The sequence below is a fragment of the Rhizobacter fulvus genome (assembly GCF_964020785.1).
In genome coordinates this window covers 3,519,747-3,542,869 of record NZ_OZ224516.1, presented here as the reverse complement: position 1 = coordinate 3,542,869, position 23,123 = coordinate 3,519,747, and the positions used below count along the sequence as shown (strand labels likewise).

6 protein-coding genes and 1 tRNA gene (1 of these 7 only partly in view) are annotated in these 23,123 nt (G+C 70.4%); 4 read left to right on the top strand and 3 right to left on the bottom strand.

Going from position 1 to position 23,123, the window contains the following annotated elements:
• Window positions 1-181: 181 nt before the first annotated feature.
• The 3 genes from ACWH49_RS16675 to ACWH49_RS16665 are packed head-to-tail and all read left to right on the top strand — an operon-like array spanning window position 182 to window position 7,418.
• Complete coding sequence (locus ACWH49_RS16675) at window positions 182-1,354, top strand: vWA domain-containing protein (protein WP_448172477.1); 1,173 nt, start codon at window positions 182-184, stop codon at window positions 1,352-1,354.
• The gene (locus ACWH49_RS16670) at window positions 1,351-3,237 is read left to right on the top strand and encodes an autotransporter assembly complex protein TamA (RefSeq protein WP_448172476.1); all 1,887 of its coding nucleotides are present in this window, start codon (window positions 1,351-1,353) and stop codon (window positions 3,235-3,237) included. Before ACWH49_RS16675 ends, ACWH49_RS16670 begins: the two co-directional genes overlap by 4 nt.
• Entirely contained in the window at window positions 3,237-7,418 is a 4,182-nt protein-coding gene (locus tag ACWH49_RS16665) for a translocation/assembly module TamB domain-containing protein (RefSeq protein WP_448172475.1), read from the top strand. The genes ACWH49_RS16670 and ACWH49_RS16665 overlap by 1 nt, the downstream gene beginning before the upstream one ends.
• A gap of 24 nt (window positions 7,419-7,442) precedes the next feature.
• Here ACWH49_RS16665 and ACWH49_RS16660 read toward each other — a convergent pair whose 3' ends face one another.
• Window positions 7,443-7,652, bottom strand: coding sequence for a hypothetical protein (locus tag ACWH49_RS16660; RefSeq protein WP_448172474.1), 210 nt, complete (start codon window positions 7,650-7,652; stop codon window positions 7,443-7,445).
• 203 nt (window positions 7,653-7,855) lie between these two features.
• On the opposite strand from ACWH49_RS16660, the gene ACWH49_RS16655 reads away from it, so the two are divergent.
• Window positions 7,856-7,930, top strand: a tRNA-Arg gene (locus ACWH49_RS16655).
• Window positions 7,931-7,934: 4 nt separating this feature from the next.
• Here ACWH49_RS16655 and ACWH49_RS16650 read toward each other — a convergent pair.
• Both ACWH49_RS16650 and ACWH49_RS16645 read right to left on the bottom strand, forming a co-directional pair.
• Complete coding sequence (locus ACWH49_RS16650) at window positions 7,935-8,531, bottom strand: acyltransferase (RefSeq protein WP_448172473.1); 597 nt, start codon at window positions 8,529-8,531, stop codon at window positions 7,935-7,937.
• Window positions 8,532-8,677: 146 nt separating this feature from the next.
• A protein-coding gene (locus tag ACWH49_RS16645; protein WP_448172472.1) for an LEPR-XLL domain-containing protein crosses the window boundary here: on the bottom strand, window positions 8,678-23,123 show its final stretch. It continues 16,361 nt past the right edge of the window; only the last 14,446 of its 30,807 coding nucleotides appear in the window; the start codon falls outside the window, past its right edge; its stop codon occupies window positions 8,678-8,680.

Genomic DNA, 23,123 nt, shown 5'->3' with positions numbered 1-23,123 from the left:
AAGGGGGCGCGAAACGCGATGCGGAAGTATCGCGCCGGCGCTTGTGCGAGGCGAGCGCTGCACCGCGCCGCGGACCCGGGCTTTCCTGTCCCCCGGAAGAGGGCTTGACCTTGCAACGCCCCTGCGCGCGCGGGCCGCTGGGACTGCCGCCACAATAGAGCGGTCTCCCCGGGGGAAGCCCATGCTCATCAACTTCTTCTTCACGCTGCGCGCAGCCAAGCTCAAGGTCTCCGTCAAGGAGTACCTGGTGCTGCTCGAGGCGATCCAGGCCGGCGTGATCGACAACACCGTCGACGAGTTCTACTACCTCGCCCGCACCTCGCTGGTGAAGGACGAGGCCAACTTCGACAAGTTCGACCGCGCGTTCGCCGCCTACTTCAAGGGCGTCGAGATGCTGACCGACTTCACGCAGGAGGTGCCGCTCGACTGGCTGCAGAAGAAGCTCGAGCTCGAGCTCAGCGCCGAGGAGAAGGCCGCGATCGAGAAGATGGGCTGGGACGAGCTGATGGAGACGCTGAAGAAGCGCTTCGAGGAGCAGAAGGAGCGCCACGAAGGCGGCAACCGGATGATCGGCACCGGCGGCACCAGCCCGTTCGGCGCCTACGGCTACAACCCGCAGGGCATCCGCATCGGGCAGGACAAGTCGCGCAACAAGAGCGCGGTGAAGGTCTGGGACCAGCGCCAGTTCAAGGACTACGACGACAGCCTCGAACTGGGCACGCGCAACATCAAGGTCGCGCTGCGCCGGCTGCGCCGCTTCGCGCGCGAAGGCTCGGCGGAGGAACTCGACCTCGACGACACCATCCGCAGCACCGCCGCGAACGCCGGCTGGCTGGACATCAAGATGGTGCCCGAGCGCCACAACAAGGTGAAGGTGCTGCTGCTGATGGACGTGGGCGGCACGATGGACGAGCACATCCACCGCGTCGAGGAGATCTTCAGCGCCGCCAAGAGCGAGTTCAAGCACCTGGAGTTCTATTACTTCCACAACTGCGTCTACGACTTCATGTGGAAGAACAACCGGCGCCGCTACAGCGAGAAGTTCAGCACCTGGGACGTGATCCGCAAGTACAACAAGGACTACAAGCTGATCTTCGTCGGTGACGCCACGATGAGCCCGTACGAGATCCTGCAGCCCGGCGGCAGCGTCGAATACAACAACGAGGAGCCGGGCGCCGAATGGCTCGCGCGGCTGACGCAAGCCTTCCCGAAGTTCGCCTGGATCAACCCGGAGCCGCAAGGCGTGTGGGGCTACCGCCAGAGCATCGCGGTGGTCCAGCAGTTGATGAACCAGCGCATGTTCCCGCTCACCCTGGCCGGGCTGGAAGGGGCCATGCGCCTGCTCAGCAAATGACCTTGGCGGGCGTGCTGCGCACCGCGTGCTTGGCGGGCGCAGCCGCGGTGCTGGCCGGCTGTGCCAGCCTGCCGTTCGGTCTGGGCGGCGCGCGCGACGACGCTGCGGCAGCGCCTGCCGGCGCCGCTTCGGCACCGGTCGACCGCGCCGAGTACCGGCTCGACGTGCAGGCACCCGGCCCGTTGCGCGCGCTGCTGATGAACTACCTCGACCTCGCGCGGTTCCAGAACGCGCCCGCGACGGACGCGATCAACGCCGCCGAACTGGAACGCCTGCTGCGCGCCGCCCCGGCGCAGGCGCGCGGACTGCTCGAGACCGAGGGCTACTTCAATGCCGTCGTGACCGCCGAGCGCGCCGGCACCGAGGCCGGCCTGCCGCTGCTGCGGGTGACGGTGGTACCTGGCCCGCGCGCGACCGTGCACGCGGTCAGCGTCGAGGCCAGCGGCCCGCTGCAGACGGCGAACGCGGCAGGCAACGTCGCGGCGCAACGCGAGATCGCCGCGCTGCGCGCGCAGTGGCCGCTGCGACCCGGCGACCCGTTCCGGCAGGGCGCGTGGACCGATGCGAAGAACGCGACGCTGGCGCGGCTGCGCGCCGACGGCTACGCCGCCGCGACCTGGAGCAGCACCCAGGCCCGGGTCGATGCGCCGGAGAACCGCGCCGACCTGGCGGTGGTGCTCGACAGCGGCCCGCTCTATCAGCTCGGCACTCTGCGCATCGAGGGCGCGAAACGCTACGGCGAGGACGCGATCCGGCGCCTGTCCACCTTCGGTCCGGGCGACCCGTACAGCGAGAAGACCTTGCTGGACTTCCAGGAGCGGCTGCAGAAGCTCGGGCTGTTCGAGGGTGCCTCGGTCGAGCTCGATGCCGACCCGGCCACCGCGGGCGCCGCGCCGGTGCTGGTGCGTGTCAAGGAGTTGACGCAGCATCAGGCCACGATCGGCATCGGCTACAGCGCCAACACCGGGCCGCGCGTGTCCGTCGAGCACACCAACCGGCGCGTGTTCGACCGGCCGCTGATCGCGAAGAACAAGGTCCAGTACGGTCCGGAGAACAAGAGCTGGGACGGCGAGCTGAGCACCTACCCGCTCGACGGCCTGTACCGCAACCTCGTCTCCGGGGCGGCCGCGAAGCTGACGGTCGACGACCAGCAGCAACTCGGCTGGAACGCCCGCATCGGCCGCGCGCAGGACACCGGCCGCATCGAGCGCCTGCTGTTCGCCGAGATCGCCCACGCGCGCGTCGACGCCGCCGACCTGGCCAGCCAGGGCGATGCCGTGTCGGTCAACTCGCACTGGATCTTCCGCGACGTTGACAACGTGTTGCTCCCCACCAAGGGGCTGACCACCTCGGCGCAGGCCGCGCTCGGGGTGGCGCGTGGCAGCCGCTCGGTGTTCGGCGATCCGCTCGAGACCAGCAAGGGACCGTTCGGCCGCGCCTACGCGAGGCTCACCTACTACGAGCCCTTCGGCAACGGCTGGTACGGCAGCGCGCGGATCGAGGCGGGCCAGGTGTTCGCGAAGAGCGCGGTCGGCATCCCCGACACGCTGCTGTTCCGCGCCGGCGGCGACGATTCGGTGCGCGGCTACGGCTACCGCACGCTCGGCCCGGAGATTCGCGGCATCACGGTCGGCGGCCGCACGCTGCTGACCGGCAGCGTCGAGATCGCCCGTCCGATCTCGCCGAAGTACCCGGCGTACTGGTGGGCGGCGTTCGTCGATGCCGGCAACGCGGCCGACCGCTGGACGGACATGAAGCCGGCTGTCGGCTACGGCGTCGGCCTGCGCTGGCGCAGCCCTGTCGGGCCGCTGCGCGTCGATGTGGCCTACGGGCAGCAGGTCAAGCAGGTGCGCGTGCACCTCAGCGTGGGCGTCGCGTTCTGATGGACGAGCCGAGCACGCCGCGCGATGCGCCGGCCCCTGCACCGCGACGCGGACGCCGCGGCCGCCGGATCGCGGCCGGCATCCTGGGCGTCGTGGTGGCGCTGGTGTTCGCGCTCGCCGCGGGCGGCTGGTGGGCCGTGCGCAGCGAGCGCGGGAGCGCCTGGCTCGCGTCCGTGGTGCCGGGCGTTCGGATCGACGGGCCGCGCGGCAGCCTGATCGGCGACTTCTCGGCCCGCCGCGTGACCATCCCGCTGCCCGGCGGCACCGACACGTTGACGCTGCAGGAGCCCGCCTGGCGCGGCCTGCGCATCGAGCGCGCCGCGGCGCCTCGCTGGGTGCGCATCACGATCGATTCGCTCGACATCAAGCGCGTGGACATCGCGATCGCGCCGTCGACCCGCGCCGAGCCGGCGCAGGCGCCCACCGACCTGCGGCTGCCGATCGAGCTCGACCTGCGCGCGCTGCGCATCGGCGAGTTGCACGCCACCCCGCTCGGCGCGCAGCCGATTCGCGACGTGTCGGCGCAGGTCCACCTCGGCGCGAACGACGGTGCCGAACACCGCGTCAGCCGGCTCGCGCTGAGCTGGGACCGGCTGAAAGCCAGCGGCGATGCCCGCATCGGCACCGGCGGACCGCTGGCGCTGGACGCCCGGGTCGCGCTCGCGCAGCCGGTCGCCGAGGAGATGCCCGCGTGGAACGCGAACGCCACGCTCGCCGGCCCGCTCGCCGCGCCGCAATTGCAGGCGACGCTGCGCGCCGCGCCGTCGGCCGATCATGCGGCGCAAACGCTCGACGTGCGCGCCGCGCTTCGGCCGTTCGCGGCGTGGCCGCTCGGCGAGCTGCAGGCGAACGCACAGGCGCTCGACCTCTCCGCCTTCGCGAGCGCCGCCCCGGCGACGGCATTGACGATGCGGGCCGTCGCCGCCAGCACCGCCGCGGATCGCCCGGCCGATGTGTCGATCGATCTCTCGAACGCGCTGCCCGGCCGCTGGAACGAAGGCCGCCTGCCGCTGCGCACGCTGAAGCTGGAACTCGCGGCGCGGCCCGATCAGCCCAGCGAAATGGAACTGCGCGCGTTCGAGGCCGAGCTCGGCACGGCGCAAGCCCCCGCGGGCCGACTCACCGGCACGGGTCGCTGGTCACCGCAGCGCTGGAATCTCGCGGCGACGATGAGCGCGCTGCAGCCGGCCTTGCTCGATGCGCGTGCGCCGGCCATGCAGCTGAACGGCCCGCTGACGCTGGCCGGCGGCGCGGCAAACGATCCCACCGGCGACATCGCCGCGACGCTGGCCGGCCAGGTGCGCGACCGCGGCGCGAGCCGCGCGGTGCGCCTCGAGCTCGACGCGCGCGTGCACGCGCAGCGCATCGAATTGCGCAAGTTCGTCGCCTCCACGGGCGGAGCGCGCGCGACGCTCGACGGGCTCGTCACGTACGCGAGCCCGCAGGCGCCGTGGGCGATCAAGGCCCGGGCGACGCTGGTCGACTTCGATCCCGCGGTGTGGTGGCCGGGACGCGACGATTCACCCTGGCGCCGCGCAGTCACGCGCCTGAACGCGACCGGCGACGTGGCGGTGGAACTGCCGAGCGCAGCCGCATCGCTGCCACCGACCGACTTGCTGGCCGCCCTGCGCGGACAAGCCGGCGTCAAGCTCACCAGGAGCCTGTTGGGCGGCGTGCCGGTGACCGGCGAGGCGAACCTGCGCACCGGCGCCGGCGCCTCTGCGCAGGCCAGCGTGACGCTCGATGCCGACGGCAACGCGCTGCGGGCCGAGGGCCGCGTCGCCACCAGCGGCAGTGGCGCCTCGGACGTCTGGGACGTGCGGGTCGACGGACCCGCCCTCGCCCGGCTCGCGCCGGTGTTCCGGCTGTTCCGGCCCGCCGGCGCGGACACGACGCTCGCCGGCACGCTGAACGCGAAGGCCCGCATCACCGGCCGCTGGCCCGCGCTGTCGACGCGCGGCGAGCTCGACGCGAGCGCGCTGCGCGCCGGCGCGCTGAGCCTGCAACACGCGCAGGCGAGCTGGACGATCGGCACTTCGGCGACGGCGCCGGTCGTCGCTAGCGCCAGCGTGACGCAGATGGCGCTGACACAGGGCGGCGCAGCGGGCCCGTCGCTCGACAGCCTGACGCTGCAGCTCCAGGGCACCGGGCGCGCCCACACGCTGGCCGTCCGCGCCGAATCGAAGGCGCGGCCGCCGGCCTGGGCCGAATCGATGCAGGGCGGCGGCGCGAGCCCGGCGGGCTCGCGGACAGTGGCGGTCCTGCAGGCGCAGGGCGGCCTCGTCGACGCGGCCGGCGCGGCCCTCGCCGGCTGGCGCGGCACGCTGCAGCAGCTCGACCTGCGCAACAGCAGTCCCGGCAGCGCGCCGCTCGTGCACACCCAGAACGTCGCGCTCGAGGCGCTGTGGGCCGGCGGGCCGGCGCGTGCGACCGTGCAACCGGGCCGCGTGGAGATGCTCGGCGGCGCGCTGCGCTGGAGCCGCATCGCCTGGCAGGCCGCGGCACAGCCCGGCGGCTTCGCGCAGATCGAGGCCGAGGCGGACCTGGAGCCGCTGCGCATCGCCCCGCTGCTGGCGCGCGCGCAGCCCGACTTCGGCTGGGGCGGGGACCTGGCGATCGCCGGCCACGCGAAGATTCGCAGCGCGCCCGGGTTCAACGCCGACGTGGTCATCGAACGCCGCAGCGGCGACCTGACCGTGACCGACGAGCTCGGCACCCGTGCCCTCGGCCTGACCGACCTGCGCTTCGGCCTCAACGCGGCCGACGGCACCTGGAGCTTCACGCAGGGTCTGGCCGGCAGCGCGCTCGGCGTCGTCGCTGGCGCCGAGGTCGTGCGCACGTCGCCGCAGGCGACCTGGCCGACGGCCGACGCGCCGCTCAGCGGCGTGCTCGAGCTGCGCGTCGACGACCTCGGCGCCTGGGGCAACTGGGTGCCGCCGGGCTGGCGGCTCGGCGGCACGCTGCACACCAGCGCGAGCTTCGGCGGCCGCTTCGGCGCGCCCGAGTACACCGGGCAGATCGAGGGATCGAAGCTGGCGGTGCGCAACTTCCTCGAGGGCGTGAACATCAGCGACGGCGATGTCGCGATCCGCCTGCAGGGCAGCACCGCGCGCATCGAGCGGTTCACCGCCAAGGGCGGCAGCGGCACGCTGCGGCTGACGGGCGACGCGAGCCTGGGCGAGGCGCCGAAGGCGGTGCTGCGCGTCGAGGCCGAGAAATTCCAGCTGCTCGGTCGCGTCGACCGGCGGATCGTCGCCAGCGGCGCCGGCACGCTGAACCTGGACGCGAAGACCGTTGCGTTCGACGGCCGCTTCAACGTCGACGAGGGCCTGATCGACTTCACCCGCAGCGACGCGCCCGCGCTGGCCAGCGACGTCAGCGTCGTGCGCGCGCAGGGCGCGGCGTCACCGGCGGCCGCCGCGTCGGCCGCCGCCGCGCCGACGCCCGCACCGCTGCCCGCCGTGACGCCGGCCCGGGCCGTCAACCTGGATCTGCGGGTGACGCTGGGCGACGCGCTGCGGGTGCGCGGTCGCGGGCTGGACGCCGGGCTGCGCGGCGAACTCCACGTCACCGCGCCGGGTGGGCGGCTCGCGGTCGTCGGAACCGTGCGCGCCGAAAACGGCACCTACGCCGCGTACGGCCAGAAGCTGACGATCGACCGCGGTCTGATCGCGTTCAGCGGCCCGATCGAGAACCCGAGGCTCGACATCGAGGCCACCCGGCCGAACCTGGACGTGCGCGTCGGCGTCGCGGTCAGCGGCACGGCGGCGAACCCGCGGGTGCGCCTGTTCTCCGAGCCGGAACTGTCCGAGATCGACAAGCTCAGCTGGCTGGTGATGGGCCGAGCCGGCGACGGCCTCGGCCGCGCCGACACCGCGCTGCTGCAACGCGCGGCGCTGGCGCTGCTGGCCGGCGAAGGCGGCGGGCCGACCGATCAGATCACCAAGGCGCTGGGCCTGGACGAGATTTCGGTGCGGCAGACCGACGGGGAAGTGCGCGAGACGGTGATCGCGCTCGGCAAGCAGTTGTCGAAGCGCTGGTATGTCGGCTACGAGCGCGGCCTGAACGCCACGACCGGGAGCTTCCAGCTCATCTACCGGATCGCGCAACGCCTGACGCTGCGTGCGCAATCGGGCGACGACAATTCGTTCGACGTGATCTGGACCTGGCGCTGGAAGTAGGTGGCTGGCGCAAGGGCGGTGCAGTCAGCGGCGCTCGCCGGCCTCGTGCAGTCCACCGGCGTCGCTGTCGAGGAACTGCTCGCGGCTTTCGCCTTCGCTGCCGTTGACCCAGCCCAGCATGCGGGCGCGGCGCGTCGTGGTCAGCGGCACCGACCCGGCCTGGCGGCTCGATTGACGCGCAGTCCGCCCATGCACGTTCTGATGCGCTGCGCTGGATTTGGTCTGCATGTTCATCGGGAGCCGCCTTTCAGTGCGTTCGATGCGGCCATCTTGCCCGGTTCGCGCGTTGCAGCGAAGTAACAGCTGCCCGGCAACGTGTAGGAGTCGACGACTGTTGACTGCGGTGACAGTCGCACGCCACAGCGCCGTGCCAGGCGTCCGCCGGCCGGGTCGCGCCGGTCGGCGACAATCGGCGCCGCGGGCAAGCGCTCGCCCCCCTCGCCGTAGTTCAATGGATAGAACGGCCGCCTCCTAAGCGGCAAATACAGGTTCGATTCCTGTCGGCGGGACCAGTGGTCAACCCTGGTAGAAATGCGCGACGCGCATCTGCTTCAGCACCGGCTCCATCGCCGCGTCGAAGCCACCGCGACGCGTGGCGATCAGCGGGGCCCAGGGATAGGCGTCACTGTCGCGCTGCAGCTTCTCGACCAACTGGTCGACGCGGCCGATCGGCCTGGCCGGCGACCCGGCGTAGACGAATCCGCCGTCGAGGTCCGAGGTGACGACCGAGTTGGTCGCAACGACGACGCAGTCACCGATCGTGACATCGGGCATCACGACGCAGTCGTGGCCGATGAACACGTGGTTGCCGATGCGGATCCGGCCGACCCGGTCGATCTTGCGCCCATAGGCCCGGTTCAGCATGTTGACCACGCCGTCGTGCCCGAACAGCGTGCAGCCGGACAGCCGCACGTTGTCGCCGAGCGTGACGTAGGCGGGGTCGGTGATGGTCACGTTGGTCTGGATCGAGCAATCCTCGCCCATCGCGTGCAGGCCACCGTGTCGACGCAGGTAGGCCGCCCACTCCTCGCCGCTCGGCTGGCACACGGCGAGATAGAGGCCGATCCCGCGGCCATGGCGGTGGGCGATGTAGCGGCAGAGCCGTTTCAACATCTCTTGCTCCTCGGGTGCCTGCTGGGACTCGGCGATTCTGGTGAGCGGAGCAGAACGCGCGAAGTGACGTTACTTCCCCTGTGACATCGTCACAGGGGACTCACCATCGCATCGCCTCGAATTCATCAAACGGTCATCGTCGACCGTCACGACCCCTCCAGCGTCGCCAGCTCCGCGGTGACGCGGGGCGTGACGTCGACATGCACGCGCAGCGCCGCATTCGGGTTCATGCGTTCGGGCGTCGCGCCCAGGTGATTGACGAAGCGCGACTGCCACGGCGCCGGCGCTCGCACGCGCTCGGCCGTCGCGGCGGCGGTGCGCGGGTTCGCTGCGGCCGCCACCGGTGCCCGGCTCCAGTCGATCAACGGCGCCGTCGTGGCGACCGACGCCGACGCTGCGCCTGCGGCCGCGCCCAGCGGCGCCGCCACCTCGAGCGCCATGCCGCTTGACGCACCGAGCCACCGGTCCGGCAACGCGCGCTGCCCCGGCAGCAGGCCCTCGGCCATCACGCCGGTGGCGCTGTGCTCGAAGCCGATCGCGTGGCCCAGTTCGTGCGCCAGCACCGACAGCAGGTCGACGCCGCGCGCCGCGTCGCCGCCGCGCGCCGTCAGCGTGCTGCCCGTGCCGCTGTACTCGCTGTCGTCACGCGGGGTCGGATCGACGAACCAGCCGCGGCCACCGGCATCGATGTCGAGCGTGATGCGGCCATCGTGGTACTCGGCCAGTTCGCCGCCGTCCAGGTCGGCGAAATCGACCTCGACATCACGCAGCCGTGCGATCAAGGCGGCGTCTTCGATCGTCGACCAGCGGCGGATCGCCTCGGCCAGCAGCATCCGCACCTGGTCGGCCGAGGGCATCGGCGCGCTGCTGCGCGGCGCATCGGGCGCGAGCTCGGCGAGGTTCAGCGTGGCCGGCACGGTCGGGTCGTTGGTCTTGACCGTCACGGTATCGAACTTGCCGGTGCCGCCCTTGACGAGCAGGCCGAACCGGCCATCGACGCCGACCGCGTTGTAGACGAATCCGATCGCCGCCTGATCGTTCAGCGTGACGCTGACCGACGAGCCCTTGATCGAGATGCCCAGCTTGTAGTCCGTGCCGGCAACCAGGGTCGACACCGCCTTGACGGCGTCGAGCGTCCAGCCCGATGCCGTGCGGTGGCCGATCATCACCTGCTTGGTCGTGACGTCGATCGCGGCGAACTTGAAGTCGGTGTCGCTGTAGCGGTCGAACACGATGCCGCTGCGGCCGGTCGTGTTCAGCACCGTGCTCAGTTCGAGCAGCGAGGACGCCTGCATCTGCGTGACGCCCGACAGGTTCAGCAACTGGAAGGCGGCGTCGCTGCCGGCCGCCGGCGTGCCGGTGACGCGGCCCGCCGACGCGCTCCAGGCGCCGGTGCTCGAGCCAGCGACCGCCGTCTGCATGGCGCCGAAGCCGGTGGTGAAGTCGTCGGTGCGCACGACCGTGGCGGACGGCGGGACGACCTGCACGGCGATGTTGTCCAGCGCGCCGCGCGACTTGTTGGAACCGAAGCCGACCAGGCCCCAGTTGAGCCCGTAGCTCCAGCCGTCGACCACCGTGGCGTTGAACACGTAGCTGAACACGTTGGTGTTGTTGACGATCAGCGTCGCGGTCAGGCCGTTGACCGACAGCAGCACGTTGTACCAGGTGTCGTTCTTGATGCTGCCGGGGAACGAGGCCTGCTTGAGCACCTGCCAGCCCGCCGCGGTGCGGATGCCAATCTCCAGCTTGTTGGTCGAGACGTTCAGGCCGGCGAACTTGAAGTTCGTCGGGCTCTGGTAATCGAAGATCACGTAGCTGTTGGCGTCCCAGCCGCCGGTCGGCTTGATGACCTTGATCGTGGCCAGCACCTCGAAATAGGACGGCAGCGCATCGCCGACCTGGTAGACGGCCACCGCATCGTCGATCTTCGAGGTCGACGCGGTCTGCAGGGCGCCGCCGCTGACTTGCCAGGTGCCGCTGTCCGGCGCCAGCGCCTGCAGCGTGCCGTCGTCGAAGCCGGCGGTGCGCAGCACGTCGCGCTTGCCGCCCGGGATGTTGCCGGCCTGCGGATCGGCGGGGGCGCCGGTCTGGGACTGCCACGCGAAGTCCTTCTGGCGCACCACGCCGAGCTCGCCCTGCGGCTCGCCGTTGCGGTAGCGCAGCGCCGGGTCGCCGTTGGTGTCGGCGAAGCGCGTCGGGTCGGCGCCGTCGCTGGCGCTCAGCGTGTAGAGGAACTCGGCCAGCTGCGGCTGCAGCGTGCGGCTGACGGTGGCCATGCCGAACGGCGCGAACGGCACCAGGTAGCTGTTGAACTCGCCGACCCAGTCGATCAGCCGGTCGCCGCCGGTGTTGCCGATCAGCACGTCGCGGCCGGCACCGCCGAAAGCGCGGTCCTCGTAGGTCGGCTGCGTGTCGGGCACATCGTTGCGGTTGAAGTTCGTCGTCTGGTTGTCGTCCGCGTTCAACAGGTCGTTGCCGAAGCCGGCGTACATGTCGTCGCGGCCGGTGCCGCCGATCAGCCAGTCGTTGCCGGTGTCGCCGAAGATCCGGTCGTTGCCGTCGTTGTAGGCCGCGCCGTAGCTGGTGGCCTGCTGGCCGGTGGCGCCCGGGATGGTGCCGGCCGGCACGTAGGTGCCCTCGCTGGTCGAGAAGTTCAGGAACCAGGCCAGCCCGCCGGCGTCCGTCGTGTTGGCGCTGCCGTTGGCGTTCAGCGAGACGCGGCGCAGCGGGTCGTACTCGTTGTAGAGCTCGAACTCGCCGGCGCGCCTGGTGCGGTCGAAGTGCCAGCCGTTCGGATCGTCCGGGTGGTAGCGCAGCACGTCGACCGGGTTGAACGGACGCGCGTAGTCGCTGCGCGCGATGCCCAGCAGCGTCGTCCCGTCGGCGCCGCCATAGACCTGCGTGAAGGACTGTGGCAGCGCCTCGCCGCCGGAGATCGCATCGTCGCCCGAGCCACCGTGCAGCCAGTCGTCGCCGAGTCCGCCGAAGATGATGTCGTCGGCGTTGTGCGCGCCGGGTCGGCCCTGGTCGTCGAGCGTCTTCTTGGTGCCCGAGGTGAACTCGTCCCAGTTGCCGTTGAACAGCGGGTCCTGACTGAACGGGGTCAGGTTGATCGCCTTCTTGAGCTGGCCACCCGGATTGGAGACGGCCTGCTGGATCGATCCCGGCGTGGCGATCGCCTCGTTGATCATGTTGCCGTTGAAGGTCTTGGTGTCGCCGTTGTCCGGCAGCAGCGCGAGCACGCCGTACAGCGCCTCGCCGTAGCCGGTCGCGTTGCGGCTGACCATGATGCGGCCGTCGTCGCCGATCACGCCGTCGGCGCCGGTGCCGCCGCTGATCCAGTCGTTGCCGTAGCCGGCGATCAGGTCGTCGTCCTGGCCTTCGCCGAACAGCACGTCGTTGCCCTTCATGCCGTACATCTGGTCGTCGCCGGACTCGCCGTGGATCTCGTCGGCAGCGCCGCGGTCCAGCGCGGCGGTCGACTTGAAGTCGATGCCACCTTCGGTGTAGTCGAGGAAGCCGGCCGCACGCACGATGATGCGGTCATAGGTGGCGGCGTTGCCGTCGCTGCCGTAGCCGTCCCCGGACACGCCGTTGAGGTCGTAGTTGAAGTTCAGGAATCCGCCGGTGCTGGAGACGCCGAACGTCGTCGTCGCATTGGCAGTGGTGGCCAGCGTGTCGCCGCTGCCGCGCTGAGCCTTGTTGATGCCGACCAGCCGCAGGATGCGACCGTTGTCGCCGAGGATCACGTCCGCGTCCTGGGCGTGGCCGCCGAGGTTGTTGACGATCAGGTCGTTCGGTGATCCGACGGGCAGCCCGGCGGTGCGCGCAGTGGTCGCCTCGCCGATGTCGTTGCGCGTGATGTCCGTGCCGGCGCCGCCGAAAATCAGGTCGCTGCCGTCCGCGCGCTGGCTGCGTGCGATGAAACCGAACAGGTCGGAGCTGCCACCGACGATGTCGTCCTGCCCACGGTTGCCGAAGATCACGTCGGCGCCGCCGTTGCCCTCGATGTAGTCGTCGCCGTCGCCCGCACCCTCGAAGGACGCCACCACGGTGAGATCGCCCACGCCGATCGCCTGGTCGCCCGCGGCTCCGGCCGTGGCCGGGCCGCGCGCAGCGAAGAACGTGGTGAAACCGGTCGTCGGGATCAGGAAGCTGCCGCCAGCCGCCAGCGCCACGGACAGCTGTGCCGCGTCGATGCGCGCCTGGCGCTGCACGCCGGTTTCGCCGGTCGCGCCGGCCGCGACGCCGATCGTGCCATCGCCCTGGATCGTGTCGTTGCCGAGCTGGCCGAAGATCTCGTCCTCGCCGGCGCCACCGGCGATGTAGTCGTTGCCGTACATCGTGGCCGGCGTCGTCACCAGGGTGTCGCTCGCGACGAGTCCGTCGTTCTGCACATGGTCGAGCAATTCGATGTGGTACTCGGCGTGGCCGCTGTTCTTGTCGATCACGTGACCGTAGATGTCGACGGCCCGCGCCACGTAACGCGGATCACGCGCGGCGTTCGCGTCCGGGTGGAGCGGATCGATCGCATTGCTCGCGTTGGCGACCCCGTTGCCGACCAGCACCTGGCCGTCGTTCACGCCGACCGTCGTGCCGTAGATCGCGGTGCCGTCGAGGTTGCGCATGCGCACGTCGATGCCGTCCGGCCGGAAGCAGATGTCGGCGTTGTCGCCGGCGATCGCATCGGCACCGGCGCCGCCATCGAGCCGGTCGTCGCTGTCGAGCGCGCCGGCCACGTTGCTGCCGCCGATCAGGATGTCGTCGCCGTTGCCGCCGTACAGTGTGTCGCGGCCCTGCTGGCCCATCAGCAGGTCGCTGCCATCCTGGCCGTAGATCAGGTCGTTGCCGGCACCGGTGGACTTGTCGACGTTGATGGCCTCGAACAGCAGGAAGCCCTGCAGCGGGAAGTCCTCCCAGCAGATCGGCCGCAGGCTGGTCTCGGGATCGAACGGGTGATCGTTCTTGCACTCGATCCGGCCCTGGTCACCGAACACGAGATCGTCGCCCGCGCCGGCGTAGATCGTGTCGTCGCCGCCGCCGCCGAACAGCACGTCGTTGCCGCTGCCGCCGACGATCGTGTCCGCGCCGCCGTCGGCGTCCTCGAAGCCGATCGTGTCGATCTTGCAGAGCAGGAATTCGTGCACCGAGTACACGAAGGCCGGATCGGTGGCCCGGTGGTCACGTTCGTCGCTGGTGAGCCGTGCGTTGTCGCCGATCACGATGTTGCTGCCATTGCCCAGCAGCAGCGTGTCGCCGCCGGTACCGCCGAGCACGATGTCGTTGGCGTTGCCGGTGACGATCGAATCGTCGCCGCCCATCGCGGTCGCCGAATCCAGCGACCAGATCCGGTCGATGTCGTCGGTGCGCAGCGGGTTCGATGCGCTGGCCTGCGCCACCTCCTCGGCCAGGTAGTCGACCAGCCCGTGATCGCCGAACACGATGTTGTTGCCGTCGAGCGCGGCCGTGCCGCCACTGCTGGCGAAGGCGTCGATCGTGTCGCTCCCGCCGCCGCCGAAGATCATGTCGCGGCCGATGCCGGTCGTGATCCGGTCGTTGCCGTTGCCGAACTCGTTGCCGACGCCGTTCACTGTACCCGCGTCGATCGACGTGACGAGGTCCAGCACCTGCACCTGGTAGTCGTCGTCGATCTTGGCCGGGTTCGGGTCGCCGACCGGGCGGTTCACGCCCGCGTCGACCCCGAGGATGCGCCCGTGGTCGCCGAACACGATGTTCTGGCCCGCGCCGGCGTCGATCACGTCGGCACCCTGGCCGCCGAAGACGATGTCGTCGGAGGCGTCGTCGGTGATCGTGTCGGCCTTGCCGTACGCGGCACCGGTGTCGACGCTCTCGACCAGGTCGAGCGTGCCCAGGCCGGCGAGCCCGGTCTCTGTCGTGCCGAAGTAGTCCGGCCCGAGGTAGCTGAGGTGGCCCTGGTCGCCGAAGATCAGGTCGGAACCGGCATCGCCGGTGATCGTGTCGCTGCCGTTGCCGCCGAGGATGCGGTCACGCCCGGCGTCGCCGTGGATCACGTCGTCGGCCCCGTTGCCCGGCTGCGCGCTGCGGATGTCCTGGATGAAGCCGACCGTCAGCAGCTTGTCGCTCGCCGTGAAGGACAGTTGCGTGTTGCTGGCATTGCCGGTGGCGTAGCCGAACACCGCGGTGCGGGCGGTCATCGCCGGGGCATAGCCGCCGTAGACGCGGCCGCGCGGCACGTCCTGCTGCACGGTGCCGTGGTCGCCGAAGATCACGTCGTCGCCGTCGTTGCCGTTCAGCGTGTCTTTGCCCGCGATCATCTCGTCGCGCACCGGGCCGAACGGCAGCGTGCCGTAGCCGCCGTCGATCGTCGGCACGAGCAACGTGCGTGTGATCGGGTCGACGTTGAAGCCCGAGTCGCCGTAGATCAGGTCGTTGCCGCTGTTGCCGCTGATCGTGTCGTCGCCCGAGCCGCCGGCCAGGTGGTCGCCGGCGCGCGAGCCGGTGATCGTGTCGTTGCCGGCACCGCCGTAGATCGTGATGCCGACACCTGGCAGGGCGGCGTCCGTCACGCCGGCGAACATCGCGCTCGCGTCGATGATGTCGTTGCCGGCGAAGTCGAACGGGTTCGCCCGCGGGAAGCGGAAGAAGTCGTCCGCGGTGCCGATCTGGTCGAACAGCTTGGCGCCGAGCACCAGGTTGTCGGAACGGCTGGTGACGGCCGGCAGCCCGCTGTACCAGAGACCGTCCTGCGAGGTGTCGCCGTAGACGACCAGCGGCGACGCCGAGCCGCCGTTCGTGAGACCGGTACTCGCGATCGTGATGCGGTCGCCGCCGATGGCCGCATTCGTCGCGCTGATGGCCAGGTTGCCGCCGCCGTGCACGACGGTCAGGTTGCCGTGGCGGGCCGGGCCGCGGTTCGCGCCCGTGCCTTCGTCGGCCGGCTGCAGCGTGCCGGTGATGCTGAGCGTGTCGTTGCCCTCGCCCATCATCAGGTTCAGCACCTCGATGCTGGATTTGCCGGTGCCCACGTCGCCGAAGGTGATGCCGCCGCCGATCGAGACCTCGCCGAACGCGTTCGTCGGCACGTTCAGCGCCGGCGCCATCTCGAACCCGGTGAACGTGGTCGAGGTGAGGAGGCCGACCTTGTCCTCGCGGCTGCCGTCGTCGAAGATGTTGAGCGTGTCGATCTGGTCGCGCTCGTCCGGCTGCACGCCGACCGGGAAGCCCAGCAGCGGTGCGTTCAGTTCCTGCGGCAGCACGACCGCATCGGTCAGGCCGCGCTCGCCGATCGAGCCGCCGACGATCTCCAGCGGCCCGCCCAGTTGCGTGAGCAGGTGCTTGCGCGGCGCCCAGACCTTCTGCGTGGTCGTGTCGAGGCTGTCGGCCGCCGGCACGTAGTTCGGGTTGCCGGTGACGGTGACGGTCTGCGCGACCCACCAGTTGCTCGTCGTGAAGGTCAGCGTCGTCGGCGTGGTCGTGAACTGGCCGTCGTTGCCGATCGTCAGGGTCACGTCGGCGGTCGGCGCCGAGGTCAGGCGCACGGTGTAGGTGTCGATGACCCCTTCGTTCGCGGCAGTGCTCAGGTCGTCGTTAACGACGCGGGTCGCGCCGTCGCTCTCGACGATCAGCACGCCCGGGTTGTCGTTGTCGTAGACGCTGACGGCCAGCTGGCTCTTCAGCCCGTTGTAGTCGGTGGTGCCGCTCGAGGCGGTCACCGCCATGTCGATGAACGAGCGCTTGAAGTCCTCGCGCACCGCGTCGTCGACGGCGGTGACGGTGACGTCGACGCCCTGCTTCCAGTTGTCCTTGGTGAACACGATGCTCGTGGTCGACAGCGTCAGCTGGCCGGGCTTGGGCGCGAGCGTGACGGTCACGGTCTGCGTGCCGGTGAGCTCCTTCGCCAGCTTCAGGTTGAAGGTGTCCTGGATGCCCTGCGGCAGCGCCCCTTCGAGCACGACCGTCGAGCCGTTGGTCTGCGTCACGACCAGGTCGGCCTGGTCGTTGTCGATGATGCGCACCTCGACATTGCGCACCTTCACCTGGTTGAAGGTGGTGATGGTCGCGTTCTGCGCGGCCTCCGCCACCGCGTCGCCGGCCGCGGCCGGCACCTCGACCACTGCGGCGACGCTGTGGTTGACGGTGACGGTGCGCTCGCCCTCGGGGCGCGTGTCGTCCACGCCGTAGACGTAGACGGTCTGCGCGGTGTCCCAGTTGGTCGAATCGAAGGTCAGCACGACCGCCCGGTCGTCGACCGGGGTCGGCACACCGTCGACGCTGATGCTGTGCGTGAAGCTCGACGGCAGCGTCTTCGACAGCCACATCGAATCGCCGCCCGGCGTGCCCTTCTCCTCGTCGCGCTGCGAGCGCGACGCCGAGACCGTGACGTAGACCTTGGTGCCGGCCGACGGGGCCACGGCCAGGCGCACGGTGTAGCTGTCGACGGCGAGCAGATCGGTCGTCGCGCCTTCCTGCACCACGGTGTTGCCGCCGCTCTCGGTGATGATCACCACGCCGGTGATGGCCTTCGCCACGGTCAGGTCGATGCCGTCCACCGGGAGGTTGTCGTACAGCACGTCGGCCGAGGTCAGCCCATGGGTCAGCGCGGCGGAGGCGCCGTCGAGCTGCGACATCACGATCGGCTCGGCGACATCGCCGCCGACGTTGATCGTGTCGCTGCCGAGGTTGCCGATCACTCGGGTGATCACGCCGACCGGCGTGCTCAGGATGTAGAAGTCGTCGTCGCTCTCGAGCCCGTCGACCTCCAGCACCTCGATGTTCTGGAAGCGCACGTTGACGCCGGCACCGAACACGCCCTGCTCGGTGATGACGAAGTTGTCCGCGAACTCGGTGCCGAGCACGACCACCTTGTCGAACCCGCTGCCGCCGTCGACCGAGACCGGCGCGTTGATGTTGTACTGGACCGTGTCGTTGCCGTCGCCGGGGCGCACGTCCATCTGGCCGGCGGTGGAGACGTCGCTCGTGGTCAGCGGGATGGCGACGCCGGCGGCGTCCTTCAGGATCACGCCGTTGGCGTCGGTCTGCGCCAGCGCGAAGGCGCGCACGACGAACAGGTCGTCGCCCGCGTCGCCTTCCAGACGGAGTTCGGCCTTGTTGCTGTAGACCTGGATCGTGTCGTTGCCGGCGCCGCCCTGCACCACCACCGGCATCGTCGCGCCGCGGCTCAGGTAGCCGCGGGTCGTCGCGATCAGGCCGAAGGCGTCGTTGGCCGGCACGTTCGGCACGATGCGCTGCGAGCCGTAGAGCTGGCCGATCTGGAACTGGTCGGCGCCGCTGCCGCCGTCCAGCGTCGTGATGGCGCTGTTGTCGTCCATCGCGAAGTAGTCGTTGCCGCCCAGGCCGTAGACCTCGAGCCGGCCGTTCAGGCGGGCGTCGTAGTTGACGCGCTCCACGCCCTGCGGGCGGGACGCGGTGCTGCCGCTGCCGTCGCGCGCCTGCGCCAGCGAGCCGTGCAGCAGCGCGACGAACGCGGGCGTGTCGGCGCCCGGCTCGTTCGGGATCTCGGACACGCGGCGCAGCAGGAAGATGTCGTCGACCGCGCCCGCGGCCTCGCTGCCGTCGACGCCGAACACCGACAGGCGGTCCTCCGCGTCGGTGCGCGGCCCGCTGTCGAGCACGTTGATGACGTAGTTGTTGCCGCCCGCGCTCTGGCTGCCGGTCGTGTTGACCGTGTAGCTGTCGTTGTCGACCTGGCCGTCCAGCGTCAGCGTGTCACCGGTGCCGTCGGCGAAAACGTGCATCGACTGCAGCTGGTTGACGATGAAGCGGTCCTCGCCGTCGTGCGCAGAACCCGCGCTGGTGCCGAAGCCGCCGTAGACGCGGGTGTTCGCATCGAGCTTCGTCTGGTTGAACGTGAAGGTGTCGACCTCGTCGTGGCCGAAGATCTGGGTGAAGTCCTTCGCGCTGGCGTTGAAGGTCGCGAGCGAGACGGGCGCGCCGAGCCGCCCGATCGTGCCGCGCAGGTCCATCCGCGTGCCGCGGCCGATGTCGACCGGGTCGGTGGCGGGATTGCCGTCGTGGCTGCCGGTGGTGGTGTCCACGTTGTCGGTCTTGCCGACGCGGCGGGTGTCGCCGCGGATCGTGATGCCGGTGCCTGCCGCGATGCGGCTGTTGGCGTGGGTCGAGACGTTGTCGCCGACCCACAGCGCGATGGTCGCGAACGCGGTGATCTCGCCGAGCGAGACGGCGGTGTCGCCGCTCTCGAAGATGCGCGCACTGCCGCCCGCGAGCAGCACCAGGTTCTCGGTGTCGAAGGCGCCGGTGTCGGGCACGGTCAGGCGCAGCACGCCGCCGAGGGCGCGCGCGGCGATCACGTCGAGCTCGCCGTTGACTTCGGTCGCGAACAGGTTCAGCCCGGCCTGCGCGAACAGCAGACCGCCGGTGCGCGAGTCGATGTCGAGGTCGTCGCCATCGGCGCCGATGCTGCCGGTGGCGCCGCGCGCGTCGAGCGCGATGTTCAGCGCCGTGACGTTGACGGCGTCGCGCAGGCGGTTCTGCGCGTCCCGGAAGGTGCCATCGCTGGCCGGGTCGGGGTTGACATCGTCGTTGGCGTCCAGGATCGAGCCGGCGCGCGCGACCAGCGTGACGTTGCCGCCGGTCGAGTCCACATGGTGCACGCGCAGGTCGCCCGAGGTCTCCTCGATGAAGATGCTGCCCGGCGCATCGGCGCGCAGCACGCCGGTGGCGTTGTCGAGCAGGTTGGTCTCGAGGAAGTTGCCGGCCGCGCCGATGCCGCCGCCCTGTGCGGTCAGCGTGATGTTGCGGCCGGTGACATCGGCACTGGTGTCTGCCAGCGCATCGACGATCGCGCCCGGCGCCGTCAGCGTCACGTCGTTCGCGGTCGAGGTGATGCTGCCGACGCGCATGTCGCCGGTCTGTTCCGTCAGCGTGATGAAGCCGTTGGTCAGCACGTCGATGTGGCCGCTGGCCAGGATCTCGGTGATGCCGGTCACGTTGACCTGCGTCGCGGCGGGCGTCGAGTCCGCCGCGGTGACGATGATGTTGCCGGTGCCGGGGCCGGTGCCGTCGGCCACCAGGCCCGCGGCGCCGAGCGGCGTGATGAAGTGGTAGGTCGCCTTGATGCTGACCGGCCCGGTGCCGAAGAACGCCGCGTCGACGGCGCCGCCTTCGGTGGCGTTGACCGGATCGTCCGGCCGGAACTGGTTGAACCAGAGCTTGTTGACGGCCGGGCCGACCGTCGCGCGCACCCGCACCCCGCCGGCATTGCCGGTGGCGGTCTCGAGCACCGCCGACTGCAGGATCACATCGACATTGCCGCCCGCGGACAGCAGGCCGGCGCGGATCAGGTCGATCGTGAAGGTGTGCGGGTCGGGGTTCGCGCTGCCGGCATCGCCGAGCTGCGCCGCAGGGTCGCGCAGGCGCCCCTTCAGGTCGATGTAGTCGTCCGCGCCGGCCTGTGCCTCCAGGCGCGTGCCGTCGGTGATCGCGAGCGTGGTCGCGCCGGAGGTGATCGTGTGCGTGCCGACCTGGAGGTTCGCCGGATCGATCGCGATCGCGACGCCGTTCTGCGCGTTGGCCAGCGAAGTCGCCAGGCGCACGCGCAGGTCGTCGAGACGGATCACGAAGTAGATGCCGCCGTCGACCAGGTTGCCGAGCGGCGCGGTCGGCGTGCTCGCATGGTAGACGACCGCGTCGCCGGTCTCGAGCTGGTGGGCGGTGTCGAACGCGACCAACGGGCCCTGGACGATGTCGACCGCCAGGTGGTTGCGCGCGCCAGGATTCTGCGTGTCGTAGCCGATGGTGCCGTGCTGCGCGTCGAGCGTCAGATCGCGGGTGCGGATCAGCGTCGAGCCCAGGCCGCCGAGCGGGTCGCGCACGGTGCCGGCGACGATGTCGCCGGTCAGCGCGGTGATGACGGTCTGGCCGATCGGGTTCTCGATCCGGCCGTTGAGCACGATGTCGGGCGCGAAGCCACTCGCGGTGTTCAGGTTCCCGATCACGACCCGGGTCGGCGCGACCGTGCGCCGCAGGTCGAAGGTCAGGCTGGCTTCGGCACCGTCGCCGCTGGCCTGCAGGTCGACGAATGGCTCGGTGCCGCCGCCCACGCTGATGTTGTTGACGATCAGCTTGCGGGTCGACAGGTTGGTGATCGTGACACCGGCGAAGGTGTCGGCGAACTGGAACATCGCGCGGAAGTCGTTGCCGCTGTCGGCGCTGTCGTTGAGGATCTTGTTCGCGACGAACAGCACCTGGCCGCCGCCGGCGCCGTTGCTCGGGATGTCGCTGACGGTCGCGGTCCCGCCGCTCGCGTCGGAGCCGAGCGTCACGGTCGCGCCGATCGCCTTCACCACGGCGCCGTCGGCGCCGATCAGCACCTCGGGGCTGGGGCCGGCCGAGACCTCGACGTCGGCGTCCCAGCGGATGTCTCGCGTCGACTCCGACACGTCGTTGGCGTTGACGTTGTTGGCCTCCACCAGCAGCGCGAGCCGGTCGTACGGCGGCGGCGTCGTCGGGTCGCCATCGACGGTCGCCACGGTGCGCAGCACGGTGTCGCTGTTGGCGCGCGGCGCGGTCTGGATGCGCGCGCCGTCCTTGGCCTGCACGGCGTCGGTCAGCTTGGTGCTGTTCGAGCCGAGCGGAATCGGAATCGGGATGAACGCGATCGGGATCGGCGCGACCGCGCGGTCGGCCGAGACGTTGCGGTGAAACGCACCGATGTCGACGCCGCGGGTCGCCTTGATGAGCGCGTCGGTGTCGATCTGCACCTTGACGGTCGAATCGGTGTCGATGTCGGAATTCGAGATCGCGACCGCGACGAAGCCGCCCGCGATCGCGCGGCTGTGGGCGTAGGTCTCCAGCTTCGAGACCTCGGCGTTCAGGTTGACCGTGTCGGCTTCGATGCGTGCGCCCTGCCCCACCTGGCTCAGCGTGCCGTAGGTGTGTGCCGGCTTCGTCGCATCGGCGCCGTCGTTGTTGACCCGGGTGAAGGCGCGGGCGTTCGAGCCCGCGCCGAGTCCGCCACCCTCGGCCTTGGCGAACACGTGCGTGCTCAGCGACGAATCGGACAGCAGTTCCACCAGCCCCGCCGAGCGCACCGTGACGCCGTCGCCGGTGAGCGTGGCCTGGCTGGTGTTGTTGATGTCGACCCGGGCTTCGTCGTCCATCGCCGAGATCGCTCCGCCGCCGACGGCGGAGATGTAGCCGTCGCCGCGCGCGACCGACTGCGTGGCGATCCGCACGCCCGCCTTGCCTTCGACCAGCGTGGCCGCGACCGTGGCCTTGGCATCGTTGGTGATCGTCAACGTGGCGCGCGGCAGGTTGACGGCCACGCCGCCGCCGGAGCCGAAATCGACGAGCGTGTGCGACAGGCCATCGCCCGGAGGCGAGGCACGCTGCCGCAACGAGGTGCCGCCGACCCCGAGCAGCTCGTGCGAGCCATCGGCGAGCGGCGTGACGAAGTCGATGTGCAGGTCGTGCGTGCCCGAGGTCGCGACCAGGTCGATGCCGGCCAGCCCGATCGTGTGCAGACCCGAGCGCTCGGACTTGTCGAGCGTGATCACCGTGCTCGGTGTGCCCGGATTCGCGAGCGAGAAGTTGCTGCCGTTGCCGACCACCACGTAGGTCTGACCGTTCACGAGCCCGCCGATCGCCGCGCGCTCGAACAGGTGCCTGACGCCGCCCGCCGCGTCCTGCGCGGCGGTCGGCCCGGTGCGATCGATGACGACCGGGGTGATGCCGATGTGCGGGCCGTTGCCGTCGTCGTCCGGGTTGGTGCCGTCGAGCGTGGTCGACAGGCGGAACGTGTCGGCGTTGTCGACGATCACGTAGTAGACGCCGTTGTTGACGAGGCCGGTGATCGCGGTGCCGTTGGTGCGGTACGTGACCCGGTCGCCGGTGGTGAAGCCGTGCGCGTTGACGCCGAAGCTGTTGTCGATGCCGTTGGCAATGAAGTACTGGCTCGCCGGCGTGTCCTTGTCGATGTTGGTGTTGACCTTCTGCTCGACCAGGTCGCGCGTGAAGCCGACCGGCGGCGGCGCGCGGTAGGTGACGCGCGTGCCGTTCGTGAAGCCAGCGCCGCCCACGGTCAGCGTGTTCGCGGCACCCGCCGCGAGGTTGACCGTCTGCGCCGCGGCGATCGCAGCGGCCTGGGTCGTGAACAGCTTGATCGTGGTCTCGTCGACTTTCTGCACGTAGTAGGTCGTGCCGGTGTTCAGCGCCGCGCCGCCGATGCTGGCGTTGGCGCCCGGGTCGTAGCGCACCGCATCGCCGGTCAGGAAATCGTGCGTGCTCGAGAAGCGGATCACGTCGCGCAGCGCGTCGACGCCCGGCGCGGTCGTGAACAGCTGGCCGGTGTCGCTGGCGCCGCCCGCGAACAGGCTGCCGAGCTTGACGTGGTCGCCGTCGACGACGATCACGCCGTACTCGCGGTCGGCCCAGGTCGGGGCCGGCGCATTCGGATCGGACGACGCCGGCGGCTTCGACAGCGGACCGCCCGCGGTCTGCAGCGGCGTGTTGCCGTTAGGGTCGTACGTGACGACGTCGCCGCTGGCCAGGCCGTGCAACGGGAAGGCGATCGCATCGGTGCCGACGTTCACGTCGGTCGCCGGCTGGAAGGTGTCGGTCAGCACCTGGCCG

Excerpts from the sequence above, each read along its gene's own strand:
- ACWH49_RS16675 (WP_448172477.1), top strand. The coding sequence starts at position 182 with ATGCTCATCAACTTCTTCTTCACGCTGCGCGCAGCCAAGCTCAAGGTC.
- ACWH49_RS16670 (WP_448172476.1), top strand. The coding sequence starts at position 1,351 with ATGACCTTGGCGGGCGTGCTGCGCACCGCGTGCTTGGCGGGCGCAGCC.
- ACWH49_RS16665 (WP_448172475.1), top strand. The coding sequence starts at position 3,237 with ATGGACGAGCCGAGCACGCCGCGCGATGCGCCGGCCCCTGCACCGCGA.
- ACWH49_RS16660 (WP_448172474.1), bottom strand. The coding sequence starts at position 7,652 with ATGAACATGCAGACCAAATCCAGCGCAGCGCATCAGAACGTGCATGGG.
- ACWH49_RS16650 (WP_448172473.1), bottom strand. The coding sequence starts at position 8,531 with ATGTTGAAACGGCTCTGCCGCTACATCGCCCACCGCCATGGCCGCGGG.